Source organism: Methylobacterium sp. C33D, assembly GCF_053345825.1.
Map to the genome: position 1 here is coordinate 41,666 of NZ_JBKFAV010000018.1, position 20,666 is coordinate 62,331.

A 20,666-nucleotide genomic window follows, 5' to 3' on the forward strand; every position below is an offset into this window, starting at 1 on the left:
GGATGGGCCGGACGGGCGCTTGGCGCAACCCCGTCCGGGCCGATCAGCGCAGCGCCAGGGCGACGTGCTGGCCCGAGCCGTGGGCGAAGCGCTCCCGGCGGCGCTCGATCGAGCTCGGAATCCGCAGGGATTCCCGGTACTTCGCCACGGTGCGCCGGGCGATGTCGACGCCCTCCCCGCGCAGCTTCTGCACCAGGGCGTCGTCGGACAGCACGTCGTCCGGCGTCTCGCCGTCGACGAGCTGCTTGATGCGGTGGCGCACCGCCTCGGAGGAATGGGCGGCGGCGCCGGCCGCCCCGGGGATCGCCGCGGTGAAGAAGTACTTCATCTCCAGGGTCCCGCGGCTCGTGCCGATGGCCTTGTTGGAGGTGACCCGCGAGACGGTCGATTCGTGCATGCCGATCGCCTCGGCCACGGTCTTGAGGTTCAGCGGCCGGAGGTGGGTGACGCCGTGGACGAAGAACCCGTCCTGCTGGCGGACGATCTCGGTGGCGACCTTCAGGATCGTGCGGGCGCGCTGCTCCAGCGAGCGGGTCAGCCAGTTGGCGTTCTGCAGCGCCTCCGACAGGAAGGCCTTGTCGCCGTCCGCGGCGGCGTTGCGCGAGACGCGGGCGTAGTAGCTCTGGTTCACCAGGACCCGGGGCAGCGCCTCGCTGTTCAGCTCGACCAGCCAGGAGCCGTCCGGCGCGGCGCGCACGAACACGTCCGGGACCAGGACCTCGACAGCGCTCGACCCGAAGGCCCGGCCGGGCTTCGGATCCAGGCGCCGGATCTCGCCCAGCATGTCGACGAGGTCCTCGTCGTCGACGCCGCAGAGCCGGCGCAGGGCCGCGAAGTCGCGCTTGGCCACGAGGTCGAGCCGCGAGACCAGCGCCTGCATGGCCGGATCGTACCGGTCGCGCTCGCGGAGCTGGATCGCGAGGCACTCGGCGAGGTCGCGGGCCGCGATCCCGGGCGGGTCGAAGGTCTGGACCAGCGCCAGCATCCGGCCGACGAGGGCCGGGTCGGCGCCGAGCCGCTCGGCCACGCCCTCCACCGTCTCGCGCAGGTAGCCGGCCTCGTCGACGGCGTCGATCAGGAAGCCGCCGATCAGCCGCTCGGCCGGATCCCGGGTCGCGAGGTCGAGCTGGCCCGCGAGGTGCTCGCGCAGCGAGGTCTCGGCCGTGAGGGTCGCCTCGAAATCGGGCGCCTCGGAGTCGAAGCTCCCGCCGGTGCTGCCGTAGGGCGGCGGCGTCAGCGAGAGCATGTCGCCCCCGCCCGCCTCGCGCGCCTGGACGGGGATCTCGTCGGGGAAGACGTTGTCGAGGCGCGTGTCGAAGTCGCTCTCGATCTCGCCGCGGCTCGGGTTGAGGTCGGCCGAGAGCCACGATTCGGGCTCCGGCCCCTCGAAGCCGTCCGACCCCGCCTCCTCGCCGTGGCCGCTCGATTCGGCCGCCTCGCCCGCGCCCGGCAGGTCCGGCTCGGCGCGCTCCAGCAGCGGGTTGCGCTCCAGCTCGGCCTCGACGTACGCCGCGAGATCCAGTTGCGACAGCTGCAGAAGTTTGATCGCTTGCAGGAGCTGCGGCGTCATCACCAGGGCCTGGCCCTGACGCACTTCCAGCCGTTGCACCAAACTCATGCGAGGCCCCGATGCCCTTCCGGCGCGGTTCGCCAGCCGGAGCCACGCTGCTCACGGCATGGTTCTTGCTTGTTCCGTAGCGCTCTCTGTAGCCCGATCCGGCCCGCGCGTCAAAGCGCGCCCGCGCACGCAGGTGTTGGCAAGTGCGCGGCGCTGCCGAGCCCGTGGCGCACAGGCCACATCCGGATCGTCCACCCCGCAGTCTGAAGGCAGATCTTAAAGAAAGGTTTGCGCATTCGTCCGCGCCCGCTCGCCAGGACATCCGAAAATCGCCGGCATTCCTTTGTCTGGTTCCAGACCCTTCGCCAGCTAGCTGCAATATCCGCTCGCTATTGCGTGTTGATCCGAGCATGGCTCGGGGCGCGCCGCGGTTCCCGCACCAGACCCGCGGCGCGGATGTCGATTTCCGCGTACGCGTTTGCCGATGCCGCATCAGAACCGCCTCCTGGCTGCCCTATCCGAGGCGGATGGCGCGCTGCTCGGACCTCATCTCGAGGCGATCGATCTTCCCCTCGGCAAGGTGCTCGTCGAGCCGGCCGCCACGATCCCGCACGCGGTCTTCATCGACACCGGCCTGTGCTCCGTGGTGTCGACTCTCGCCCAGGGCGGCCGCATCGAGGTCGGGCTGTTCGGTCGCGACGGCATGGCCGCACCGGCGCTGCTGCTCGGAACCGACACGATTCCCTACCAGATCTTCATGCAGGTCGCCGGTCGGGGGCGCCGCATCTCCGTGCCGGCCCTGCGCGATGCCCTGAAATCCAGCCCGTCGCTGCGCAACCTGCTGCTGCGCTACGTCCAGACGTTCCTGGTCCAGGTCGCACAGACCGCGATCGCCAACGCGGGCGCGCCCGCCGAGGAGCGGCTCGCGCGGTGGCTCCTCATGTACCACGACCGGCAGGACGGCGACGACCTGGCCGTGACGCACGAGTTCCTGTCGATCATGCTCGGTGTGCGCCGGCCGACCGTGACGGTCGCGATCCACACCCTGGAGGGCGCCGGCCTGATCCGGGCCCGGCGCGGGCGGATCCGGGTCCTGAGCCGCGCGCGCCTGGAGCAGGCGGCCGGTCAGACCTACGGCCCGGCCGAGGCCGAGTACGAGCGCCTGATCGGCCCGCTGCGCCGCCCTCGGAGCGCGCTGGCGTAGGGCACCTCGGCCACGACGGTGCCGGCCTCGTCGGTGATCACGAAGGTGTCGGCGCGCCAGTCGCGCGGCGCGCCGTAGACGTGCGGCAGGCGCCGCATCTCGCGCAGGATGTCGTGGGCGAGATGCTCGGCCGCGGTGCGGTCGGGCAGTTCGTCGCCTTCCCGATCGGCGATCAGCGCGCCGCGGCGCCGGACGTTGAGGAAGAAGCGGGGCAGGTCACATCCCCTTCGAGGTTCGGCGGGCGCAGGGCCCCTCCGCCGGAGACGCATCGCCGGCGCCCACCGGGAACGGCGTCGCGGTCCCGTGCGGGTTGTCGGATCGGCGTGAACCACGCCGCGCGGGAGCCGCGCGGGACGCGGCCTCCGAGTGTCCGCCGGGAAAGGCAGGGCGCACGAGGTCCGGACGCGGCGTCCCGGCCGCCGACGCGTACGGGTTCGACGGTGCGGGCCATATCGTACTTTCGGGCAGGGTGCCGCTGGCCCGCACGGCGCCGGCCGCGCCCGCGACCGATGTCCGCGCGCATCCGTGTCGAACCGGCGCGGCCGGATCACGGGCCGGGTGACCGCGTTCTCCGTGCGGCCGCCGCGACACGGGGACCCGGCGGCCGGTCGCGCGAGGCGGAGTCGGTGTCCACACACAGGTTAACGACAGCGCTCAGGTCGCGGCGCACGCTCATCGTCTGGCCGTGAGGTTCTGCGCCGTGCGCTACTTCACCGACTTCACCGACGAAAGCGGTCTGTCCGTCGACGAAGAGGGTCTCTTCTTCGCCGACCGCCACGAGGCGTGCCTGTCGGCAACCGAGGCCCTGATCGAGGCCGTGCACGACCGGCTCCGCGTCCGGGCGACTCGGCCGGCCCCCGGCGATGCCGGCGTGGTGCTCGAGACGCGGGTCCGCGACGCCACCGGCAGCACGGTCTTCCGTGCCCGCCTCACCCTCGACCTGGATTGGCGAGGCTCCGGCGGCTGAGCGCGGGCCCTACCAGCCGCAATTCGGGATCGGCGGCTGCGCCTTGGCCATCGCCGACTTCTCGATCGGCACCATCGCGCCCCAGGCGTATTTCTGGGCGTGGGGCGTGACGTTGCCGAAGAGGCAGCCGAGCTGGAAGTGGGTCGCGCCCATCTCGCCGGCGAAGCCCATGCAGTCCAGGAAGGTCCAGGTCTTGGGCACCGGTGTCATGGACCGCCAGCGCGGCATCGCCACGGGCGAGCACACCTTGACCGCCCCGGTGCCGTCATCCGCGTTGAGCGCGTCGCCGGGGCTCTGCGCCGCGCCGGGCCGCAGGGCCGGGCCGAGCAGGAGGGCCGCCGCGAGAGTTGCCGCGCGGGCTGTTCGGCGGGGGATCAGGGCGTGTCGGCTCATCGGGTCAGCGCATCGTCCACCACAGGGCCGCGAGGATCGCGAAGCCGATGACGTTGTAGAGGATCGCCCAGATCCAGACACCCAGGACGGCGCGGCTCGGTTGCCGCGGTCGCGACCGGCCGGGCCGGAGGCGATTCCGATCCTCCGGCGTCGGCCAGATCGCCGCCCGGGGCGCCTTGAGGAGCCGCGTCAGCACTTCCGGGAGGTGCGGGCCGTGCGGTGTCTCGCCGGTCATGGCGGTCTCCGATGCGACGAGGGGCTGGTCCGAGGCGGAACCGCGCGGAGCCGGACGGATTTCGGGCGACCGGCCGTCCGGCGACGCCCGCCGCTCACAGCACCGTGCCGGGAGCCTCCGGATAGTACTGGTAGGCCCAGGTCTCCGAGAGCAGCCTTTCCCCGGATCTCAGCTGTAGACGCATCTCTACCGGATCCGGACCCTCGGCGTAGACCTTGAGAAAGACCCGCCAGGGGCTCGGCTTGCCGTAGGGCGCCCAGGTGGCGCCGACTTCCTCGACGCTGCCGCGCGACAGGGTGAGCGCGACCGTGGCCTTCTCGGGATCGAGGCCCGACAGCGCCGCGCCCTCGAATTCCAGCACGAACTGCCGCACGAGGTTGGCCCGGCCCGGGCGTCTGTCGGCATCCGCGAGCCACGCGGCCTTGGTGGCCCGGGTCGCGACGCACCGGGCGAGGTCGGTGGCGACCGGCTCCTTGACGGTCCAGCGCAGCCGGTAGGCGAAGCTGCAGTCCGACCCGGCCCGCGGCGCGTCGTCCGGCACCCAGAGAGCGACGATGTTGTCATCGGTCTCCTGATGGGTCGGGATCTCCACGAGCTGGACGCTGCCGCGGCCCCAGTCGCCCTGCGGCTCGACCCAGATGTCGGGACGGTTCTCCTCGAAGCCGTCGTCGATGTAGTTCTCGTAGGCGCGGTCGCGCTGGAGCAGGCCGAAGCCCTTCGGCGACCGGTCCGCGAAGGCGCTGACGCTGAGGCGTGGCGGGTTGTTGAGCGGCCGCCAGATCAGCTCGCCGGCCCCGGTCTGCATCAGCAGGCCGTCGGAATCGTGCACCTCGGGCCGCCAGTCGCTCGCGAGGAAGCGGCTCATGCCCTCCGAGTACCAGAGCATCGAGGTCAGGGGCGCCATGCCGAACCGCTCCACCGCCGCGCGCATATAGAGCGTGCAGGCGACGTCGATGACGACGTGCGGCTCCTTCCGGGCGACGAACCGATAGGCGCCGGTGAGGCTCCGGCCCTCCAGGAGCGCCAGCACGGTCACGGCGCCGTCCGAGGCCGGGCTCACGTAGAACCGGGTGAAGACCGGGAATTCCTCGGTCTTGCCGGGGCCCGGCGCCGTGTCGATCGCGATGCCCCGGGCCGAGGCGCCGTACTGGGCGCCGTCCCCGGCAGCGCGGAAATACGACGCGCCCAGGAAGGCCAGCCAGTCGCCGTCGTCGCCCGGCTGCCCGGCGGGCGCCTTCTGGAACCGGAACCCCGCGAAGCCCGCCCCGTCCGGAACGTCCTTGGCCGGGTTGCCCGGCGGGTAGGTGAACAGGTCGTGGCTGTAGAGCACCTCGCGGGCCTGCCCGCCCTCCAGGGCGTAGACCTTCACGGGATGGCGGAAGAAGTTGCCGAGGTGGAAGAAGGTCACCGGGTACGGGCTGTCGGCGAACAGGGCGTGGCCCGGCGGGTAGCGGATCTCCTGGAGCGGCCCGTAGGTCAGGGCGTCGAGGGCCGCCGAGGCGGGAGCCTCCGGCGGGGGCGCGTAGGGCCGATCCCGCAGCGCCCGGGCGAGATCCTTCAGCCGGTCGAGATCCATGGGCTCGGGCGACGCCAGGCGCGGCCCGCCGCCGGCGGCCCGGGCGAGGCCGGGATACGGCGCGAGGGCGAGGAGCCCGATGGCGGTGAGGACGCGGCGCGTGATCAAGCAGGAACCCCCGGTTTCGGCCGGGCCTCGCGACCCGCGCCGCCCTCTAGCCACGCCGGCGTTGCGGCGCAATTTCCCGGGCCGCGGCTCAGCTCCGCGGACCGCAGCTGCCGGTGCTGCCGTCGGTCGTCCAGAGATTGGCGCCGCCCCCCGGCGGGCACTGCCCCGGCAGCGCCAGGGTGATCAGCTTTGCGAAGGTGTTGGCCTCGTCCTCGCCGTAGCCGATCTCGCCGACCATGCGGCCGGTCCTGTCGAACAGCGCCACGGTGGCGGAATGCTCCATCGTGTAGTCGCCGTCCTTGGTCGGCACGCGCTTGTAGGCGACGTGGTAGGCGTCGGCCATGCGGGCGACCTGCTGCGGCGTGCCGACGAAGCCGCGGATCCGCGGGTCGAACGAGGCCAGGTACGCCCGCAGGGTGTCGGGCGTGTCCCGCTCCGGGTCGAGGGTGACGAAGACGACGTTGAGGCGGTCCGCGTCGCGGCCCATCCGGCCGAGGGCCGACGCCAGGGTCGCGAGCGTGGTCGGGCAGACGTCCGGGCAGTGGGTGAAGCCGAAGAACAGGACCGAAGGCTTGCCGCGGAGATCGGCCTCCGTCACCGGGCGGCCGTCGAGATCCGCCATCGTGAACGGCCCGCCGACCTTCCGGGGATGGCTGAACCGCGAGCCCTGCTGGAGGACGATCGCCCCGGTGCCGGTGGCGACCACGGCGATGAGGGCGGCGGAGGCGATGAGGGCGAGCGGGCTCGGTGCCATGCTGTGACCTGCGACGGCGCGTCGAAGCGGACGGTAGCGATGCGGCCAATATGGGGTCCGTGTCGACCGGCGTGAGGCCGCGGCGCGCCGGTCGGGGCCTAGAAGTAAGCCGGGACCAGCGCCGGGTTCGGCTTCAGGAACACGCCCGGCAAAGGCCGGTTGGCCACGATACGGGCGCTCGCGCAGTGCGGCGCCGGGACACGAGCGGCCGCGCCGGGATCGGGCGATCCCGTCGGGCTCCGGCCGGGCCGCGCGCCCGACCGCTCCTTCCGCAACCCAGTACGGGAGCCGCAGCCGATGGCCCAGCAGATCCCCGTCGACCCGCAGGCCCGGGCCGACGATCCCCGCCGCGACGCCGAGCGGGACGACGCCACCCACGCCATCGCCGACGACGTCGCCTACCAGCGCCACGTCCTGGTCAACGTCGTGTTCGTGGGCGCGCCCGGCGCGGGCGACCGGGGCTGGGTCCTGGTCGACGCCGGCGTGATGGGCGCCAAGCGCGGGATCCAGGCCGCCGCCGGGGCCCGCTTCGGCGCCGAGGCCCGGCCGGCCGCGATCGTCCTGACCCACGGCCATTTCGACCATGTCGGCGTTCTCGAGGACCTCGCGGAGGAATGGGACGCCCCGGTCTACGCGCATGCCCTGGAGCGACCCTACCTCGACGGCAGCGCCGCCTACCCCACGCCGGATCCGAGCGTCGGCGGCGGGCTCCTGGGCCGCCTCTCGCCGCTGTTCCCCACCCGCCCCGTCGACGTCTCCGGGCGGCTGCGCGTCCTGCCGGAGGACGGCTCGGTGCCGCCACTGCCCGGCTGGCGCTGGATCCACACGCCGGGCCACGCGCCCGGCCACGTCGCGCTCTGGCGCGCGGCCGACAGCACGCTGATCGCGGGCGACGCCTTCATCACCACGGCCCAGGAATCCGCCTACGCGGTCGCGACGCAGGCGCCGGAGCTGCACGGACCGCCGATGTACCTGACGATCGACTGGCCGGCGGCGCGCGCGTCCGTGCGGGCGCTCGCCGCGCTCGCCCCGGAGCGGGTCATCACCGGACACGGCCGGCCGCTCCAGGGACCCGAGATGCGCCGCGCCCTCGACGCCCTGGCGGGAAATTTCGACCGGGTCGCGGTCCCGGAGACGGGCCGGTTCGTGGAGCACCCGCTCGGTGCCGCCGACGGCTCCGCCTACCGGGCGCCGCGCTGACCGGCGCGGCCGCGCCCGACGCGTCACGAGGCCCGCGCGAGATCCTGGACCGGTGCCGGGACACGCGCGGCGGCGAGCACGCCGTCCATCTCGGCCTTGGGCATGGCGTGGCCGAACAGGTAGCCCTGGCCGAAATGGCAGCCCTGGTCGGAGAGCCAGTCGAGGCTGGCATCGGTCTCGATTCCCTCGGCGGTGGTGGAGAGGCCGAGGCTCGCCCCGAGCTTGATGATGGCGTCGACCAGCTTCGCCCGCTCATCGCTCATCGTGATGGCGTCGACGTAGCTGCGGTCAATCTTAAGCTTGTCGAACTTCAGTTCGCGCAGGTGGTACAGGCTGGAATAGCCGGTTCCAAAATCGTCCAGCGCGATGCGCACGCCGAGTTCGCGCAGCGACAGCAGGGTCGTCCGGGTCGCTTCCAGGTCCTGAATCAGGGCGCTCTCGGTGATCTCGACCTCCAGGCGCTGCGGCGGGAACCCGGTCTCGGTCAGGATCCCCAGGATCCGCTGTGCGAGCCACGCGTCCTGGAACTGCTGCGGCGCGATATTCACCGCGAGGATCAGGTGGGGCGGCCAGGCCCGGGCATCCAGGCAGGCGCGGCGGATCAGCGTATAGCTGAGATCCGCGATCATCCCGGTCTCCTCGGCCACCGGGATGAACTCGCTCGGGCCCACCAGCCCGCGCGTCGGGTGGCGCCAGCGTGCCAGGACCTCGACGCCGACGATCTCCTTCTCGGGGAGCGACACCACCGGCTGGTAGAAGGGCTCGATCGCGCCTGTCTCGATGGCGCCGCGGAGTTCCGTCTCCATGCGGGCGCGGGCGCGGAGCTCCGCGTCCATGGCGCTGCGGAAGAACCGGAAGTTGCCGCGCCCGTCCTTCTTGCCCTGGTACATGGCGAGGTCGGCCGCGTGCAGGATCGCGTCCGCATCCCCGTGCTCGGCCGACACCGCGGCGACGCCGACCGTCGCGCCGACCTTGAGGTCGGTCTGGTTCCACGTCACCGGCTCGGCGATGCGGGCGATGACCGCCTGGGCGAGGCGCGTCAGCGCCTCGCTCTCGTAGCGGAGCGGGACCAGCATGGCGAACTCGTCGCCGCCCAGACGGGCCGCCAGGCCACCCGCCGGCACGAGCTGCTGGAGGCGCTCGGCCACGGCGCACAGGACCGCGTTCCCGGCCGCGTGGCCGTAGAGATCGTTGACCGGCTTGAACCGGTCGAGATCGATGAGGAGCACCGCCGCGTCCGCGGCGCCCGGCGCGTGCGCCCGCTCCACGGCGTCGATGAAGCGGCGGCGGTTGGCCAGGCCGGTCAGGCCGTCGTGCCGGGCGATCGCTTCGGCCTGCGCGGCGGCGGCGGCGCGCTCGAGCATGAGCCGCCGGAGGATGATCGACTTGCGGATGCTGGCGCCCCACTGCGCCACGCCCATGCAGGCGGCGAGCAGCAGGAGATCCGTGAGATTGTAGGTGGCGACGAAGGAGTTGAGGGACGCGAAGGTCCCGAGCGTGACGCCGACGAACCAGATGCCGACGCCGATCACGAGCAGGCACAGGGTCTCGTACAGCTCGCCGCGGCCCCAAGCTTTCGACGTCTCGATCGGCATGGTCAGGACCCGGTTTCCAACGTCAGCGCGAAACATGCAGTCCGCTCACGCGCTGTAAAACAGCTCCCGGACGCGGCAGCCTGTCTACATCTTTACCGGTCTTTGTCTTGGTTTAATTTGGATTAAGGCGCGCCCCAACGCTGCCGCCCGCGGATCGACGGCGTCCGCCCGGCCCGGAAGGGGTGGAACGTGCGCAGGCCGCGACGTCGATACCTTCCGCATCCCGGCACTGGACCTGCGCCCTCACGCCTCGTCGACGGCGTCCGGACGCCCGGCGGCCGTGCGGCTCTCCTGGAGGGCGGCGGCCGCCTTGACGATCGACAGGATCCCGCCGCGGGTCGTCTCGTCGGTGATGCTGGTGAAGGCCAGCACGAGTTCCAGGACCTTCGGATCCTCGAACAGGGCCGCCGGTCCGACACGCCCGCCGCCGCTGTCCCGCGGGTCGGCGAAGAACGTGTCCACCGGCACCTTCAGCAGGTCGGCGATGGCCTGGAGTCGCCCGGCGCCGATGCGGTTGCGCCCCTTCTCGTACTTCTGGACCTGCTGGAAGCTGACGCCGATGGCCTGACCGAGGTCGGTCTGGCTCAGGCCCTGGGCAACGCGCAGCGCCGCGATGCGGCCGCCGATCGAGCGATCGGTCTCGGTGGCGGATTTGGGCTTCGGAGAGGACGACATCGGACGGAGACCTTCAGCACGCTGGATCAAGGCGACTTACTCAGAGTCGCGGCAAAAAACACAACCAAAAACTGCTTAGTGCACCAACAGGTTGCGCAAGTCCTAGTTGCATCCCGCGCATGGCTTGGCTGTCGGTTGTATGCGCAGTCTCATAAAGATCGCAATCGTCAACTGTGTCCGTACCGGGGCGCACAAATAATTGTGACCCGGCGCCGGTCTTCGGCACTGATCGCGATCATGCAACGGCTGTACCGCGCGCTGCACCGGAGAAGGGACGCGGCGATGTAAAGTACCGAGCAGGCCGATGGTCCTCGCGGGCGCGCGTGGATGCGTGGAGTCGCGCCCGTTATGGTCGGATCGCGCCCGCCACCTCGCGTCAAGACATCGCCGACGCGCTCCGCCAGTCGGAATGTCGCGGTCGGCGGGGCATGGCCCCCTGTTCCGGCCACGATTCTGCATCTATGGTGCATCGCAACACTTTATGTTCCAATCAGGAAAATCTATGAAATGATGTATTCACCGGCCAAGCCCGACGGTAGGGTCGGTCCCTCAACACAGCGCCCGCGTCGATGACCGATCTTCTCACCACCCTCCAGGAGCCAGCGGACTCCGCCGGGCAGGCCGAGCCGGTGACCGAGACGTCGGCCCTGCGCGCGCACATCGCGCGGATCCTGCGCAGGCTACCGTCCCCGAAGGCGACAGGCGCGGCGCGGTGAGCAACTGCCCAGCGTCGCGCTGTCGCCGCCCCGGTGCATCGCGACGGGCGCCCTGCGCCTGAGCGCGGCCCACGCTCTCCGACGACACGGCGGCGCGGCCCGAGTCCCGCCATTGCGGACCTCCGACGCTCGGATTTGGCCGCGCCGGCGGTCCGCGGGGCCGCGCGTGTCAGGGGAAGCGGCACCCGGTCGCTGGCCTTCGAGGCCGTCCTCCCTCAGGCGACGGCCTCGAGGGCCTGCGGCCGGGCGCGCACCTGATCGAGGATGTCGAGCGTGCGGACGCTGTCCGCGAGCGGCATGATCGGGCTCTCGCGCTCGCCGGCGAGCAGGCAGCGATGGACCTCGTCGATCTGATGGCGCAGCCCAAAGCCCCGATACGGCGTCGGGATCAGCGCGACGCGACGGAAATCCAGCGGCTGCAGGAGGCGCTTCGCGAAGGCCAGCCGACCGACGGCCTGACGGCGCGGCGCGGCCCTGTCGGCGGGCGCGGGAGCGGGCTGCGTGCGCACGCGCGTCAGGAAGGGCGGGCACAGGAACTGCCGGTGCAGGTGTAGGCGGCCGCGCGTGCCGACGACGACGGCGGCGTTGTCCGCCTCACCGGTGGATCCGCAACTCAGGGTCGCGGTCCTGTCGGGCCAAGCGAGCGCGAGCGCCGCCTGCTCAGTCGCCGCGCCGCCGCGATCGAGGATGGTGCCGGAGACCTGCGACGGGGCGCCGAACAGGTGGAGCGCCAGCGACACGGGGTAGACACCGAGATCGAGGATCACGCCGCCCTCCGCCGGATCGTCCGTCCGTCCGTCCGGCGGCGGCGACCGGGGGAAGAACAGGCGGGCGTCGAGATGCAGGGGCGTGCCGATCTCACCCGCCTCCAGCATCGCCTTGGCCCGCACGACGCCGGGCGTGAAGCGCATCCACATCGCCTCCATGCAGAAGACGCCCTTGCGCCGCGCCGCCTCCGCGATGCGCCGCGCCTGCCCGCCCGAGAGTGCGATCGGCTTCTCGATCAGGACGGACTTGCCCGCCTCGATGCAGGCGAGCGCGCTGGCCATGTGGTCGCCGTTGGGCGTCGCGATGTAGACGACGTCGACATCCGGCCGCGCGGCCAGGGCCTCGGCGCCGGCCACGGCGGCCGGCGCGCCGGACGGGGCGGCGAAGGCTCGGGCGAAGGCGTGAGCGCTGCCGACGCTCCGCGCGCCGACGGCGGCGAGCCGCGCGTCGGGCAGCTCGAGAAGGTCGCTGACGAAGCGCTGGGCGATCATCCCGGTGCCGAGGACGCCCCACGAGACGGTCTGTGCCATGGCTAGAACCTGGACCTCAGCTGGATCACGGCGCCGCCGCCGGCATTCTGCATGGCGAGCGCGATCTCGGTGATGTGCAGCACGAACCGCGCCGGGAGCGGCGCCGGAACGCCCGTCCGGATCGCCTCGGCCTGGGCCGCGGGGCCGCGCGCGAAGTCCATCTGCGACGGGTAGCTGGGCAGCTTGCCCCCGAAGCGGGGGATCGGCAGCTTCCGGCCGAGGAAGATGCGGCCGGGCAGGTAGCGCTGGATCCGGTGCAGAAGCCGTCCGAACCGGCCGGGCGCGTCGCCGCTCGGCGACCGGAGGTAGACCGGGCCCTGGCTGGCCCAGGAATCCGTCACGGTCAGGACGCCCCGATCGCCGATGATGTGCAGGGATCGATCCTGCGGCGCGACGAGGCCGCAGGTGATCCGCGCGACGACGCCGGATCGGAATTCCAGGCACGCCGTCGAGAAGTCGTTGGCGACCGAATCCGGGGGTTGGCCGGTGCCCTTGTCCGGGTAGAGGCGCGACGCGAAGGCGGTCATGCGCGCGACCGGGCCGAACATCAGGCTCATCCAGGTCAGGTAGTAGCCGGCGTGCTCGAGGGTGCATCCGACCCGGTACTCGTCCTCCGCCGGCCAGGGGGCCCCGGTCACGCTCCGCCATTCGTGCACCGGCTCGCGGAACACCGGCCCGTCCTCCAGCTCCGCGTAGACGAGCCGGACCGCCCCGACTTGGCCGGACGCGACGGCCTCCCGCACGGTCGAGCCCGCCTCGCCGAGGATGCTCGCGGGCGCGCCGCTCAGCGACAGGCCCTTGGCCTCGGCGAGTTCCACCAGGGCTTCGGCCTGCGCGTACTCCATGGCGAGCGGCTTCTCGGAGTAGACGTGCTTGCCGGCTTCCAGGGCGGCCTTGGTCACGACGTAGTGACTGTGCGGGTTCGTCAGGTTGAGGATGAGGCCGATCTCGGGCTCGGCCAGCAGGGCCTCGAGGCTGTCGAAAGCGCGGGCGTTGTAATGCCGGCAGAAGACGGCGCGCCGTTCCGGGTCCCGATCGTACACGCCGGCGAGGCGCAGCTCGGGATGGTTGACGAGGGTCGTCATGTAGAAGTCGGCGACGTAGCCGCAGCCGACGATCCCGATCTGCATCTCTGTCCCTGAAGGTCGTCCACACCGGACTTGGGACGTAATGGCAGGGCTCCGTCCCCGGCCCTCATCAATTGGGCGTAGGATCGGCTCTCGGAGCGATCTTCGACTGGTCCGGGCTGGTTGAATTCAGCCTGAGCGACCCGACTCTACGGGGCGCGCACGCTACCAACGGCCACGCAAGTCAGTCGAACGCGCGTTTAACCCTTCGTTTACCGTGCCGGCCGACAGTTCCGGCTACGACCGGAGACCCTGTACAGCCATGCTTGATCTCGCCTTCTGGTGGTGCGTGGCCGTGGCGCTGACCGGATCGGTCGGCCTCATCGCCCTGGCCCTCTTCGCCGGACGGAGCGGCCGCTCGCAGCCGCGCGGCGTCAGGCTGCCCCGGACCGAGCCCCTCGTGCTGCGCCACTTCGGGCGCGCGTAGGCCGGCCGTCGGCGCCATGGATCAGGGACGCCTCCTAGATCTGCAGATTCGCGGCTTTGTCGATCCCGAACACGGAGGTCCGGTCGGCCCCGTGTGACGCGAAGAGCCGGGCGCGGTCGCCCGGGCCTTCTGCGGCCGATCGCCTGTCGCGGATGAAAGATGGTCGGAGTGGCGGGATTCGAACCCACGACCCCTAGTCCCCCAGACTAGTGCGCTAACCGGGCTGCGCTACACTCCGACGCCGCTAGGGCTCGCGGCTCTTAGCCTCCGCGCCGCGCCCGCGCAAGCCCTCCGTCGCGCGCGGCCCGCGCGGAGATGCTGGCCCTCGCGGGTCAGGCCCGCTACGGGGAGGCCTCGCCCCGACAATCGCCCGAGGATCATGACGGACCGACCGATCGCTTTCGATCTCACGCGCCTCGTCACGCGGCTGCGCCACGCGAGCCCGTCGGGCATCGACCGCGTCGATCTCGCCTACGCGCGCGAATATCTCGGCCGTGCGGAGACGGGCGTCGGCGTCGTCTCCACGGCGTTCGGGCCGCGCATCCTCGCTCGCGCGCAGGCGCTGGAAATCGTCGAGGCGGTGGCGGCCGGCTGGGTCGAGGACCGCGACGCCGCGTCCGACCCGGTCTATCGGCGGCTCGCGTCCCGCTGCGGCGATGCCGCCGCGTTGCCGCCCACCCCCGCCGCACCGCAGACCGGCTCCACCGACAGGCGGCGGATCCAGGCGCGCAGGACCGTCGACATCGCGCTGCGCGGCCGATCGGTCGCCGTCCTGCCCCGGGACGCGCTCTACCTGCACACCTCGCACCTGCGCCTCGACGACCCGCGTCGGTTCGACTGGCTCTATACCCGGCGTGACGTGCAGGCGGCGTTCTTCGTCCACGACCTCATCCCGATCACGCATCCGGAATACGGTCGGTCCGGCGAAGCCGACCGCCACCGGGCGCGCCTGCGCACGATCGGGCGGCACGCCTCCGCCATCCTGGTGAATTCGGAGGATACCGGCCGGCGCACCCTGGAGCACCTCGCCGTCGAGGGGTTCGGACGTCCGCCGGTGGCCGTGGGCCATCTCGGCGTCGAGCCCGCCTTCGGACGGGCGGGACCCCGGTTCAGACCCGACCGGCCGACCTTCCTGGTCTGCGGCACCATCGAGTCGCGCAAGAACCACCTGCTGCTCTTCCAGATCTGGCGGCTCCTGGCCGAGCGCCACGGGACGGCCGCGCCCCGGCTCGTCGTGGTCGGGCGACGGGGCTGGGAGGCGGAGAGCGCCATCGACATGCTGGAGCGCTGCCCCGGCGTGCGCGCCCACGTCATCGAGGCTTCGGGACTGTCGACGCACGGCCTGGCAGCGCTCATGCGCAGCTGCACCGCCCTGCTGATGCCGTCCTTCACCGAAGGTTACGGCATCCCCGTCGTCGAGGCCGCGGCCTCCGGGCTGCCGGTCATCGCCTCCGACATCGCCGTCCACCGCGAGATCGCCGAGGGCTTCGCGCTGTTCCGCGACCCTCTCGACGGTCCGGGCTGGATCGAGGCGATCGAGGCGTTCGCGCGGCCCGACGGGTCGCTGCGGTCCGAACTGGCCGGTCGCTTGGACGGCTACCGGCCGCCGGACTGGCCCGCGCATTTCGCCGCCGTGGCGCCGACCCTCGCGGCGCTCTGACGGGCGGCCGGTCCGATCCGGACCGGGAGCCGCTTGCCCGTCGGGCGGCCGCCCGCCTGCCGGTTGCGTCCCGGCCGCGCGCCGACGCCGCACATTGCGCCGCCGGGGTCTGACGAATAAGGAAAAGCGTCAGTCAGCCAGCCTGGCCGAGAGCGGGCGAAACGGAGATCCTGCCGATGCGGGTGGTCGACCTCGATCGCGAGACGGTCAAGCGCGGGCTCGATGACGGCTCGATGCTGATCATCGATGTCCGTGAGCCCCATGAATACGCAGCGGGGCACATACCGGGCGCCGTCTCGCACCCGCTCTCCGGCTTCGATCCGCAGGCGGTCGCGGCCCTGGTCGCGCAGGACGGCCGGCGGCCGGTGTTCTCGTGCGCCTCGGGCGTCCGCTCCGTCCACGCGCTTATGGCCGCGCAGAACGCCGGGCTCGATCTCGCCGAACACTACAAGGGCGGCTTCAAGGACTGGTACAGCGCGGGCGAAACCGTCGCCTGATCTGTCGCTTCAATCCGGCTCGCGAGACCGTGATGTGCGTTCGCGCACAAGCAACAATGTCGACCGCGGGTTACGGCGCACCCGCGGCGGAACAATCGTCAAGCTCGGCGCGACCGGACGGTCGGCCAACGGACAGCAGGACCCGATGCGCAGCCGGCTTCCCAGCCTTCTCACCGTCTTGTCAGGCCTGATCGCGGGTCTCGCGGCAGGCCCCCTCGCGACCCCGGCCCGCGCGCAGGCGCCGGGCGGCCCGCCGCCCAAGGTCACCGTGGCCAAGCCCGTGGTGCGCCAGATCGTCGAGCAGGATCAGTATACCGGCCGCTTCGACGCGATCGAGTACGTGGAGGTCCGCGCCCGAGTCACCGGCTACCTCGAGAAGATCAACTTCGTCGACGGCCAGACCGTGAAGAAGGGCGACGTCCTGTTCGTGATCGACCGGCGCCCCTACAAGGCGGCGCTGGAGCAGGCCCAGGCCGCCCTGGCCTCCGCCAAGGCGCGGCAGTCCTTCTCGCAGACCGACCTGGAGCGCGCGCAGACCCTGTCCCGCAGCGGCAACATCTCCGAGCAGGTGACCGACCAGCGCCGGCAGGCCTCGCAGACCGCCCAGGCCGACGTCGACAGCGCCCAGGCCGCCCTCAACAACGCCCAGCTAAACTACGACTTCAGCGAGGTGAAGGCGCCGATCAACGGCCGCATCAGCCGCCGCCTGGTCACCGAGGGCAACATCGTCAGCGCCGACCAGACCATGCTGACGACGATCGTGTCCCTCGACCCGATCTATTTCAGCTACACGGTGGATGAGAAGTCGTTCCTCAAGTACCAGAACAGCCTCGGCATCGGCATGGGCCAGACCCAGCAGGGCAAGGGCGTGCCAATCCTGATCGCGCTCTCCGGGGAGGCGAAGCCGACCCGTAAGGGCACGCTCGACTTCGTCGACAACCGCGTCGACAACGCCACCGGCACGATCCTGCTGCGCGCCACCGTCCCGAACCCCGACCTGTTCATCAAGCCCGGCCTGTTCGGCATCGTCTCGATGCCGGCGACCAAGCCGTTCCAGGGCATCCTGCTGCCCGACGAGGCCGTGGCCGCCAACCAGGACAAGCGGATCGTCTACCTCGTCGGCCCCGAGAACGTGATCCAGCAGAAGGACGTCGTGCTCGGGCCGAAGGTCGACGGCTACCGGGTGATCCAGTCGGGGCTGAAGGGCGACGAGACCGTGGTCGTCAACGGCCTGTCCCGCGTCCGGCCCGGCGCGAAGGTCACACCCGAGACGATCGAGCTGCCGCCGAGCAAGACCTGAGCCCCCGCGGCTCGACACGAACGCCTTCGTGCGCGCCGCGCGGCGCGCCCCGCACCGACGACGCAGGGCCCCGTCCGGGAGACCGGCGGGCCTCAGAGGTTTGACCGATGCGTTTCGCCCATTTCTTCGTCGACAGACCGATCTTCGCGTCCGTCACGTCGATCGTGTTCCTGATCCTCGGCTTCGTGGCCTACGAGAGCCTGCCGGTCTCGCAGTACCCCGAGATCGTGCCGCCGACCGTGACGGTGCGCGCCTCCTACCCGGGCGCCAACGCCGAGACCGTGGCCGCCACGATCGCGACGCCGATCGAGCAGGAGGTCAACGGCGTCGACAACATGCTCTACATGACGTCGTTGTCGACCAACGACGGCAACATGCTGCTGACCGTGACCTTCAAGGTCGGCACCAACCTCGATATCGCCAACGTGCTGGTGCAGAACCGGCTCTCGGTGGCGCAGCCGCGCCTGCCGCCGGACGTGCGCAACCTCGGCGTCACGGTCCGCAAGGCCTCGCCCGACCTGATGCTGGTCGTGCACCTGCTCTCGCCGAACAAGACCTACGACCAGAACTACCTCGCCAACTACATCTACCTGAACATCCGCGACGAGCTGCTGCGCCTCGACGGCGTCGGCGACATCACCATCTTCGGCGGCAACGAGTACGCCGAGCGCGTCTGGGTCGACCCGAACAAGCTCGCCGCCTACGGCCTCTCGGTCACCGACGTCACCACCGCCCTGCAGGAGCAGAACGTGCAGGTGGCCGCCGGCCAGCTCAACGGTCCGCCGGCCGCCAAGGGCGAGGCGTTCCAGCTCGTCGTGCAGTCGCAGGCGCGGTTCAAGACGCCCGAGCAGTTCGCCGAGGTGATCATCAAGGCGCAGGACGGGCGCCTCGTCCGGGTCAAGGACATCGCCCGCGTCGAGATGGGCCAGAAGGACTACACGACCAACTCGTTCCTCAACGACACGCCCGCCGTGGGCATCGGCGCCTTCCAGCGGCCGGGTACCAACGCCCTCGACGCGGCGGCGTCGGTCAAGAAGGTGATGGAGGAGGTCAAGAAGAACTTCCCGCCCGACGTCGAGTACCGCATCGCCTACAACCCGACGGAGTTCATCGAGGAATCGATCCACGAGGTCTACAAGACGCTGTTCGAGGCGGTCGGCCTCGTCGTCATCGTGGTGCTGGTCTTCCTCCAGAGCTGGCGGACCGCCCTGATCCCGGTCATCGCGATCCCGGTCTCGCTGATCGGCACCTTCGCGGCGATGGCGGCCTTCGGCTTCTCGCTGAACAACCTGACCCTGTTCGGGCTGGTGCTCGCCATCGGCATCGTGGTCGACGACGCGATCGTGGTGGTGGAGAACGTCGAGCGCAACATGGCCGAGGGCCTGTCGCCGGGCGACGCCGCCCACAAGACCATGGACGAGGTCGGCGGCGCGGTCATCGCCATCGCGCTGGTGCTCGCCGCGGTGTTCGTGCCGACCGCGTTCATCCCGGGCATCTCGGGCCAGTTCTACAAGCAGTTCGCGCTCACCATCGCGGCCTCGACCCTGATCTCGGCCTTCAACTCGCTGACCCTGTCGCCGGCGCTCTGCAAGCTGCTGCTGGTGCCACACCACGCCCGCAAGGAGCCGAAGTTCTTCCTGACCCGGTTCGTGAACTGGCTGGCGAACGGCTTCAACCGCGCCTTCGACGCCACCTCGAACGCCTACGGCCGGACCATCCGGGTGCTGACCGGCGGCATCGTCGGCCTCGGCGTGATGCTGCTGGTCTACGCGGCGGTGATCGCCGGGACGCTGCACCTCGCGCAGACGACGCCCACGGGCTTCATCCCCGACCAGGATCAGGGCTACCTGATCGGCGTCGTCCAGCTCCCGTCCGGCTCCTCCCTCGACCGCACCACGGAGGTGTGCCTGCGCGCCGCCAAGCAGGCCCGGACGGTCGACGGCGTGGCCAACGCGGTGATCATCGCGGGCTTCGACGGCGCGACCTTCACCAACACGACCAATGCCGGCGTGATGTTCCTGACCCTCAAGGGGGCGAAGGAGCGCGCCGAGCACGGGCGGACCGCCGCCGCGATCACCGGCGAGGTGCTGAAGGCCACCTCCGACATCCAGGAGGCGCGGGTCATCGTCATCCCGCCGCCGCCCGTCCGCGGCCTCGGCAACGGCGGCGGCTTCAAGATGCAGATCGAGAGCCGCCAATCGTCGGATATCGGCCCGCTCATGGCCGCCGCCGGCGAGGTGATCGCCCAGGCGAACCAGAGCGCCGACGTCCAGCGCGTCTTCACGACCTTCGACAACTCGACGCCGCAGCTCTTCCTCGACATCGACCGCACGATCGCGCGGATGCTGAACGTGCCGCTGGCCAACGTGTTCTCGTCGGTCCAGGCGGATCTCGGCGGCACCTACGTCAACGACTTCAACACCCTGGGCCGCATCTACCAGGTGCGCCTGCAGGGCGACGCGGCGTTCCGCACGTCGGTGCAGGACATCTCGCAGATCAAGGTGCGCTCCTCCACCGGCGCGCTGGTGCCGATGGGCACGCTCGCCTCGGTGCGGGACGTGACCGGTCCGCAGATCGTGCAGCGGTTCAACCTGTACTACTCGGTCCCGGTGCAGGGCGTGGCCAAGCCCGGCGTCTCGACCGGCCAGGCGCTCACCGCCATGGAGGAGATCGCCAAGAAGGCGCTGCCCGACGGCTACTCGTACGACTGGACCGAGATCGCCTACCAGCAGAAGGCGGCGAGCGGCACGGCCGGCGCGGTCTTCGCCCTCGGCGTGCTGCTGGTGTTCCTCGTCCTCGCCGCGCAGTACGAGTCCTGGGCGCTGCCGCTCGCGATCCTGCTGGTGGTGCCGACCGGCGTGCTCGCCGCGCTCGCGGGCGTGCAGTTCCGCGGCCAGGACAACAACATCCTGACCCAGATCGGCCTGATCGTGCTCATCGGCCTCGCGGCGAAGAACGCGATCCTGATCGTCGAGTTCGCGCACGACATCGAGCAGCGGGAGCATCGCGGCCCGGTCGAGGCGGCGGTCGAGGCCTGCCGGCTCCGCCTGCGGCCGATCCTGATGACCGCCTTCGCGTTCATCCTCGGCACGCTGCCGCTGGTCGTGGCGACCGGCCCCGGCGCCGAGATGCGCCAGGCGCTCGGCACCGCGGTGTTCTTCGGGATGATCGGCGCGACCTTCTTCGGCCTGTTCCTGACGCCGGTCTTCTACGTGGTGATCCGCCACTTCTCGATCTGGCTGGGCCGGTTCCGGAAGAAGCACACGCACGGCGATCCCGGCGGCGCCGCTCCGGCCCACGGCTGACGGCACACGCCCCCCGGGCCGCGGAACGATGGAAGCCGCGCCGGATCCGCGAGGATCGGGCGCGGCTTCCG

Annotated in this window: 19 protein-coding genes and 1 tRNA gene; 9 read left to right on the plus strand and 11 right to left on the minus strand. The window is 71.1% G+C overall.

The annotated features are described in order from the left end of the window. Positions 1 to 43: 43 nt before the first annotated feature. Complete coding sequence (gene rpoN, locus ACLBXO_RS15955) at positions 44 to 1,618, minus strand: RNA polymerase factor sigma-54 (RefSeq protein ID WP_447685950.1); 1,575 nt, start codon at positions 1,616 to 1,618, stop codon at positions 44 to 46. A gap of 424 nt (positions 1,619 to 2,042) precedes the next feature. Between rpoN and ACLBXO_RS15960 the strand changes: the two genes are divergently transcribed. Then, positions 2,043 to 2,762 carry a Crp/Fnr family transcriptional regulator gene (locus ACLBXO_RS15960; protein ID WP_331318252.1) on the plus strand — a complete coding sequence of 240 codons (720 nt, stop codon included), beginning with the start codon at positions 2,043 to 2,045 and terminating at the stop codon, positions 2,760 to 2,762. Here ACLBXO_RS15960 and ACLBXO_RS15965 read toward each other — a convergent pair. After that, a complete protein-coding gene (locus tag ACLBXO_RS15965; RefSeq protein ID WP_331318250.1) occupies positions 2,690 to 3,031 on the minus strand; it encodes a DUF6894 family protein in 342 nt (113 codons plus the stop codon). The genes ACLBXO_RS15960 and ACLBXO_RS15965 overlap by 73 nt on opposite strands. Positions 3,032 to 3,462: 431 nt before the next feature. Here ACLBXO_RS15965 and ACLBXO_RS15970 point away from each other — a divergent pair, with 431 nt between their 5' ends. Beyond that, entirely contained in the window at positions 3,463 to 3,729 is a 267-nt protein-coding gene (locus tag ACLBXO_RS15970; RefSeq protein WP_447685951.1) for a DUF6894 family protein, read from the plus strand. Positions 3,730 to 3,738: 9 nt separating this feature from the next. Here ACLBXO_RS15970 and ACLBXO_RS15975 read toward each other — a convergent pair whose 3' ends face one another. From ACLBXO_RS15975 to ACLBXO_RS15990, 4 genes are all read right to left on the minus strand, one after another. Beyond that, positions 3,739 to 4,122: a hypothetical protein gene (locus ACLBXO_RS15975; RefSeq protein ID WP_331318248.1), complete on the minus strand. Its 384-nt coding sequence runs from the start codon at positions 4,120 to 4,122 to the stop codon at positions 3,739 to 3,741. Positions 4,123 to 4,126: 4 nt separating this feature from the next. Then, a complete protein-coding gene (locus ACLBXO_RS15980; protein ID WP_331318247.1) occupies positions 4,127 to 4,357 on the minus strand; it encodes a hypothetical protein in 231 nt (76 codons plus the stop codon). 94 nt (positions 4,358 to 4,451) lie between these two features. Beyond that, the gene (locus tag ACLBXO_RS15985) at positions 4,452 to 6,041 is read right to left on the minus strand and encodes a glucan biosynthesis protein (RefSeq protein ID WP_447685952.1); all 1,590 of its coding nucleotides are present in this window, start codon (positions 6,039 to 6,041) and stop codon (positions 4,452 to 4,454) included. An 88-nt stretch (positions 6,042 to 6,129) separates the two neighbouring features. Further along, positions 6,130 to 6,795, minus strand: coding sequence for an SCO family protein (locus tag ACLBXO_RS15990; RefSeq protein ID WP_447685953.1), 666 nt, complete (start codon positions 6,793 to 6,795; stop codon positions 6,130 to 6,132). A gap of 297 nt (positions 6,796 to 7,092) precedes the next feature. Here ACLBXO_RS15990 and ACLBXO_RS15995 point away from each other — a divergent pair, with 297 nt between their 5' ends. Continuing rightward, positions 7,093 to 7,995, plus strand: coding sequence for an MBL fold metallo-hydrolase (locus ACLBXO_RS15995; protein WP_447685954.1), 903 nt, complete (start codon positions 7,093 to 7,095; stop codon positions 7,993 to 7,995). A gap of 23 nt (positions 7,996 to 8,018) precedes the next feature. Here the strand turns inward: ACLBXO_RS15995 and ACLBXO_RS16000 are convergent, their stop codons facing one another. Further along, positions 8,019 to 9,626, minus strand: a complete 1,608-nt coding sequence (locus tag ACLBXO_RS16000) for a putative bifunctional diguanylate cyclase/phosphodiesterase (protein ID WP_447685955.1) — start codon at positions 9,624 to 9,626, stop codon at positions 8,019 to 8,021. A 207-nt stretch (positions 9,627 to 9,833) separates the two neighbouring features. Beyond that, the gene (locus ACLBXO_RS16005; RefSeq protein ID WP_447685956.1) at positions 9,834 to 10,265 is read right to left on the minus strand and encodes a helix-turn-helix domain-containing protein; all 432 of its coding nucleotides are present in this window, start codon (positions 10,263 to 10,265) and stop codon (positions 9,834 to 9,836) included. A gap of 569 nt (positions 10,266 to 10,834) precedes the next feature. Between ACLBXO_RS16005 and ACLBXO_RS16010 the strand changes: the two genes are divergently transcribed. Then, positions 10,835 to 10,981 (plus strand): hypothetical protein, encoded by a 147-nt coding sequence (locus ACLBXO_RS16010; protein ID WP_331318239.1) that lies wholly within the window; start codon positions 10,835 to 10,837, stop codon positions 10,979 to 10,981. Between the two features lie 215 nt (positions 10,982 to 11,196). Here ACLBXO_RS16010 and ACLBXO_RS16015 read toward each other — a convergent pair whose 3' ends face one another. Continuing rightward, on the minus strand, positions 11,197 to 12,279 hold the full coding sequence (locus ACLBXO_RS16015; RefSeq protein WP_447685957.1) for a Gfo/Idh/MocA family protein: 1,083 nt from the start codon (positions 12,277 to 12,279) through the stop codon (positions 11,197 to 11,199). A gap of 2 nt (positions 12,280 to 12,281) precedes the next feature. Then, a complete protein-coding gene (locus ACLBXO_RS16020; RefSeq protein ID WP_447685958.1) occupies positions 12,282 to 13,409 on the minus strand; it encodes a Gfo/Idh/MocA family protein in 1,128 nt (375 codons plus the stop codon). A gap of 259 nt (positions 13,410 to 13,668) precedes the next feature. Between ACLBXO_RS16020 and ACLBXO_RS16025 the strand changes: the two genes are divergently transcribed. Next, positions 13,669 to 13,833, plus strand: a complete 165-nt coding sequence (locus ACLBXO_RS16025; protein ID WP_447685959.1) for a hypothetical protein — start codon at positions 13,669 to 13,671, stop codon at positions 13,831 to 13,833. Positions 13,834 to 13,993: 160 nt separating this feature from the next. Here ACLBXO_RS16025 and ACLBXO_RS16030 read toward each other — a convergent pair. Beyond that, a tRNA-Pro gene (locus ACLBXO_RS16030) sits at positions 13,994 to 14,071 on the minus strand. A gap of 141 nt (positions 14,072 to 14,212) precedes the next feature. Between ACLBXO_RS16030 and ACLBXO_RS16035 the strand changes: the two genes are divergently transcribed. The 4 genes from ACLBXO_RS16035 (at position 14,213) to ACLBXO_RS16050 (ending at position 20,595) form a co-directional block, all read left to right on the plus strand. Then, positions 14,213 to 15,493, plus strand: coding sequence for a glycosyltransferase family 4 protein (locus ACLBXO_RS16035; RefSeq protein ID WP_447685960.1), 1,281 nt, complete (start codon positions 14,213 to 14,215; stop codon positions 15,491 to 15,493). Between the two features lie 176 nt (positions 15,494 to 15,669). Then, complete coding sequence (locus ACLBXO_RS16040) at positions 15,670 to 15,990, plus strand: rhodanese-like domain-containing protein (protein ID WP_331318229.1); 321 nt, start codon at positions 15,670 to 15,672, stop codon at positions 15,988 to 15,990. Between the two features lie 145 nt (positions 15,991 to 16,135). Further along, positions 16,136 to 17,290 (plus strand): efflux RND transporter periplasmic adaptor subunit, encoded by a 1,155-nt coding sequence (locus tag ACLBXO_RS16045; protein WP_331318227.1) that lies wholly within the window; start codon positions 16,136 to 16,138, stop codon positions 17,288 to 17,290. Positions 17,291 to 17,397: 107 nt separating this feature from the next. After that, positions 17,398 to 20,595, plus strand: coding sequence for an efflux RND transporter permease subunit (locus ACLBXO_RS16050; protein WP_331318225.1), 3,198 nt, complete (start codon positions 17,398 to 17,400; stop codon positions 20,593 to 20,595). Positions 20,596 to 20,666 lie beyond the last annotated feature (71 nt).

Coding starts and splice junctions, on each gene's coding strand:
- rpoN (WP_447685950.1), bottom strand. CDS start 1,618: ATGAGTTTGGTGCAACGGCTGGAAGTGCGTCAGGGCCAGGCCCTGGTG.
- ACLBXO_RS15960 (WP_331318252.1), top strand. CDS start 2,043: ATGCCGCATCAGAACCGCCTCCTGGCTGCCCTATCCGAGGCGGATGGC.
- ACLBXO_RS15965 (WP_331318250.1), bottom strand. CDS start 3,031: ATGCGTCTCCGGCGGAGGGGCCCTGCGCCCGCCGAACCTCGAAGGGGA.
- ACLBXO_RS15975 (WP_331318248.1), bottom strand. CDS start 4,122: ATGAGCCGACACGCCCTGATCCCCCGCCGAACAGCCCGCGCGGCAACT.
- ACLBXO_RS15980 (WP_331318247.1), bottom strand. CDS start 4,357: ATGACCGGCGAGACACCGCACGGCCCGCACCTCCCGGAAGTGCTGACG.
- ACLBXO_RS15990 (WP_447685953.1), bottom strand. CDS start 6,795: ATGGCACCGAGCCCGCTCGCCCTCATCGCCTCCGCCGCCCTCATCGCC.
- ACLBXO_RS15995 (WP_447685954.1), top strand. CDS start 7,093: ATGGCCCAGCAGATCCCCGTCGACCCGCAGGCCCGGGCCGACGATCCC.
- ACLBXO_RS16000 (WP_447685955.1), bottom strand. CDS start 9,626: ATGTTTCGCGCTGACGTTGGAAACCGGGTCCTGACCATGCCGATCGAG.
- ACLBXO_RS16005 (WP_447685956.1), bottom strand. CDS start 10,265: ATGTCGTCCTCTCCGAAGCCCAAATCCGCCACCGAGACCGATCGCTCG.
- ACLBXO_RS16010 (WP_331318239.1), top strand. CDS start 10,835: ATGACCGATCTTCTCACCACCCTCCAGGAGCCAGCGGACTCCGCCGGG.
- ACLBXO_RS16015 (WP_447685957.1), bottom strand. CDS start 12,279: ATGGCACAGACCGTCTCGTGGGGCGTCCTCGGCACCGGGATGATCGCC.
- ACLBXO_RS16020 (WP_447685958.1), bottom strand. CDS start 13,409: ATGCAGATCGGGATCGTCGGCTGCGGCTACGTCGCCGACTTCTACATG.
- ACLBXO_RS16025 (WP_447685959.1), top strand. CDS start 13,669: ATGCTTGATCTCGCCTTCTGGTGGTGCGTGGCCGTGGCGCTGACCGGA.
- ACLBXO_RS16035 (WP_447685960.1), top strand. CDS start 14,213: ATGACGGACCGACCGATCGCTTTCGATCTCACGCGCCTCGTCACGCGG.
- ACLBXO_RS16040 (WP_331318229.1), top strand. CDS start 15,670: ATGCGGGTGGTCGACCTCGATCGCGAGACGGTCAAGCGCGGGCTCGAT.
- ACLBXO_RS16045 (WP_331318227.1), top strand. CDS start 16,136: ATGCGCAGCCGGCTTCCCAGCCTTCTCACCGTCTTGTCAGGCCTGATC.
- ACLBXO_RS16050 (WP_331318225.1), top strand. CDS start 17,398: ATGCGTTTCGCCCATTTCTTCGTCGACAGACCGATCTTCGCGTCCGTC.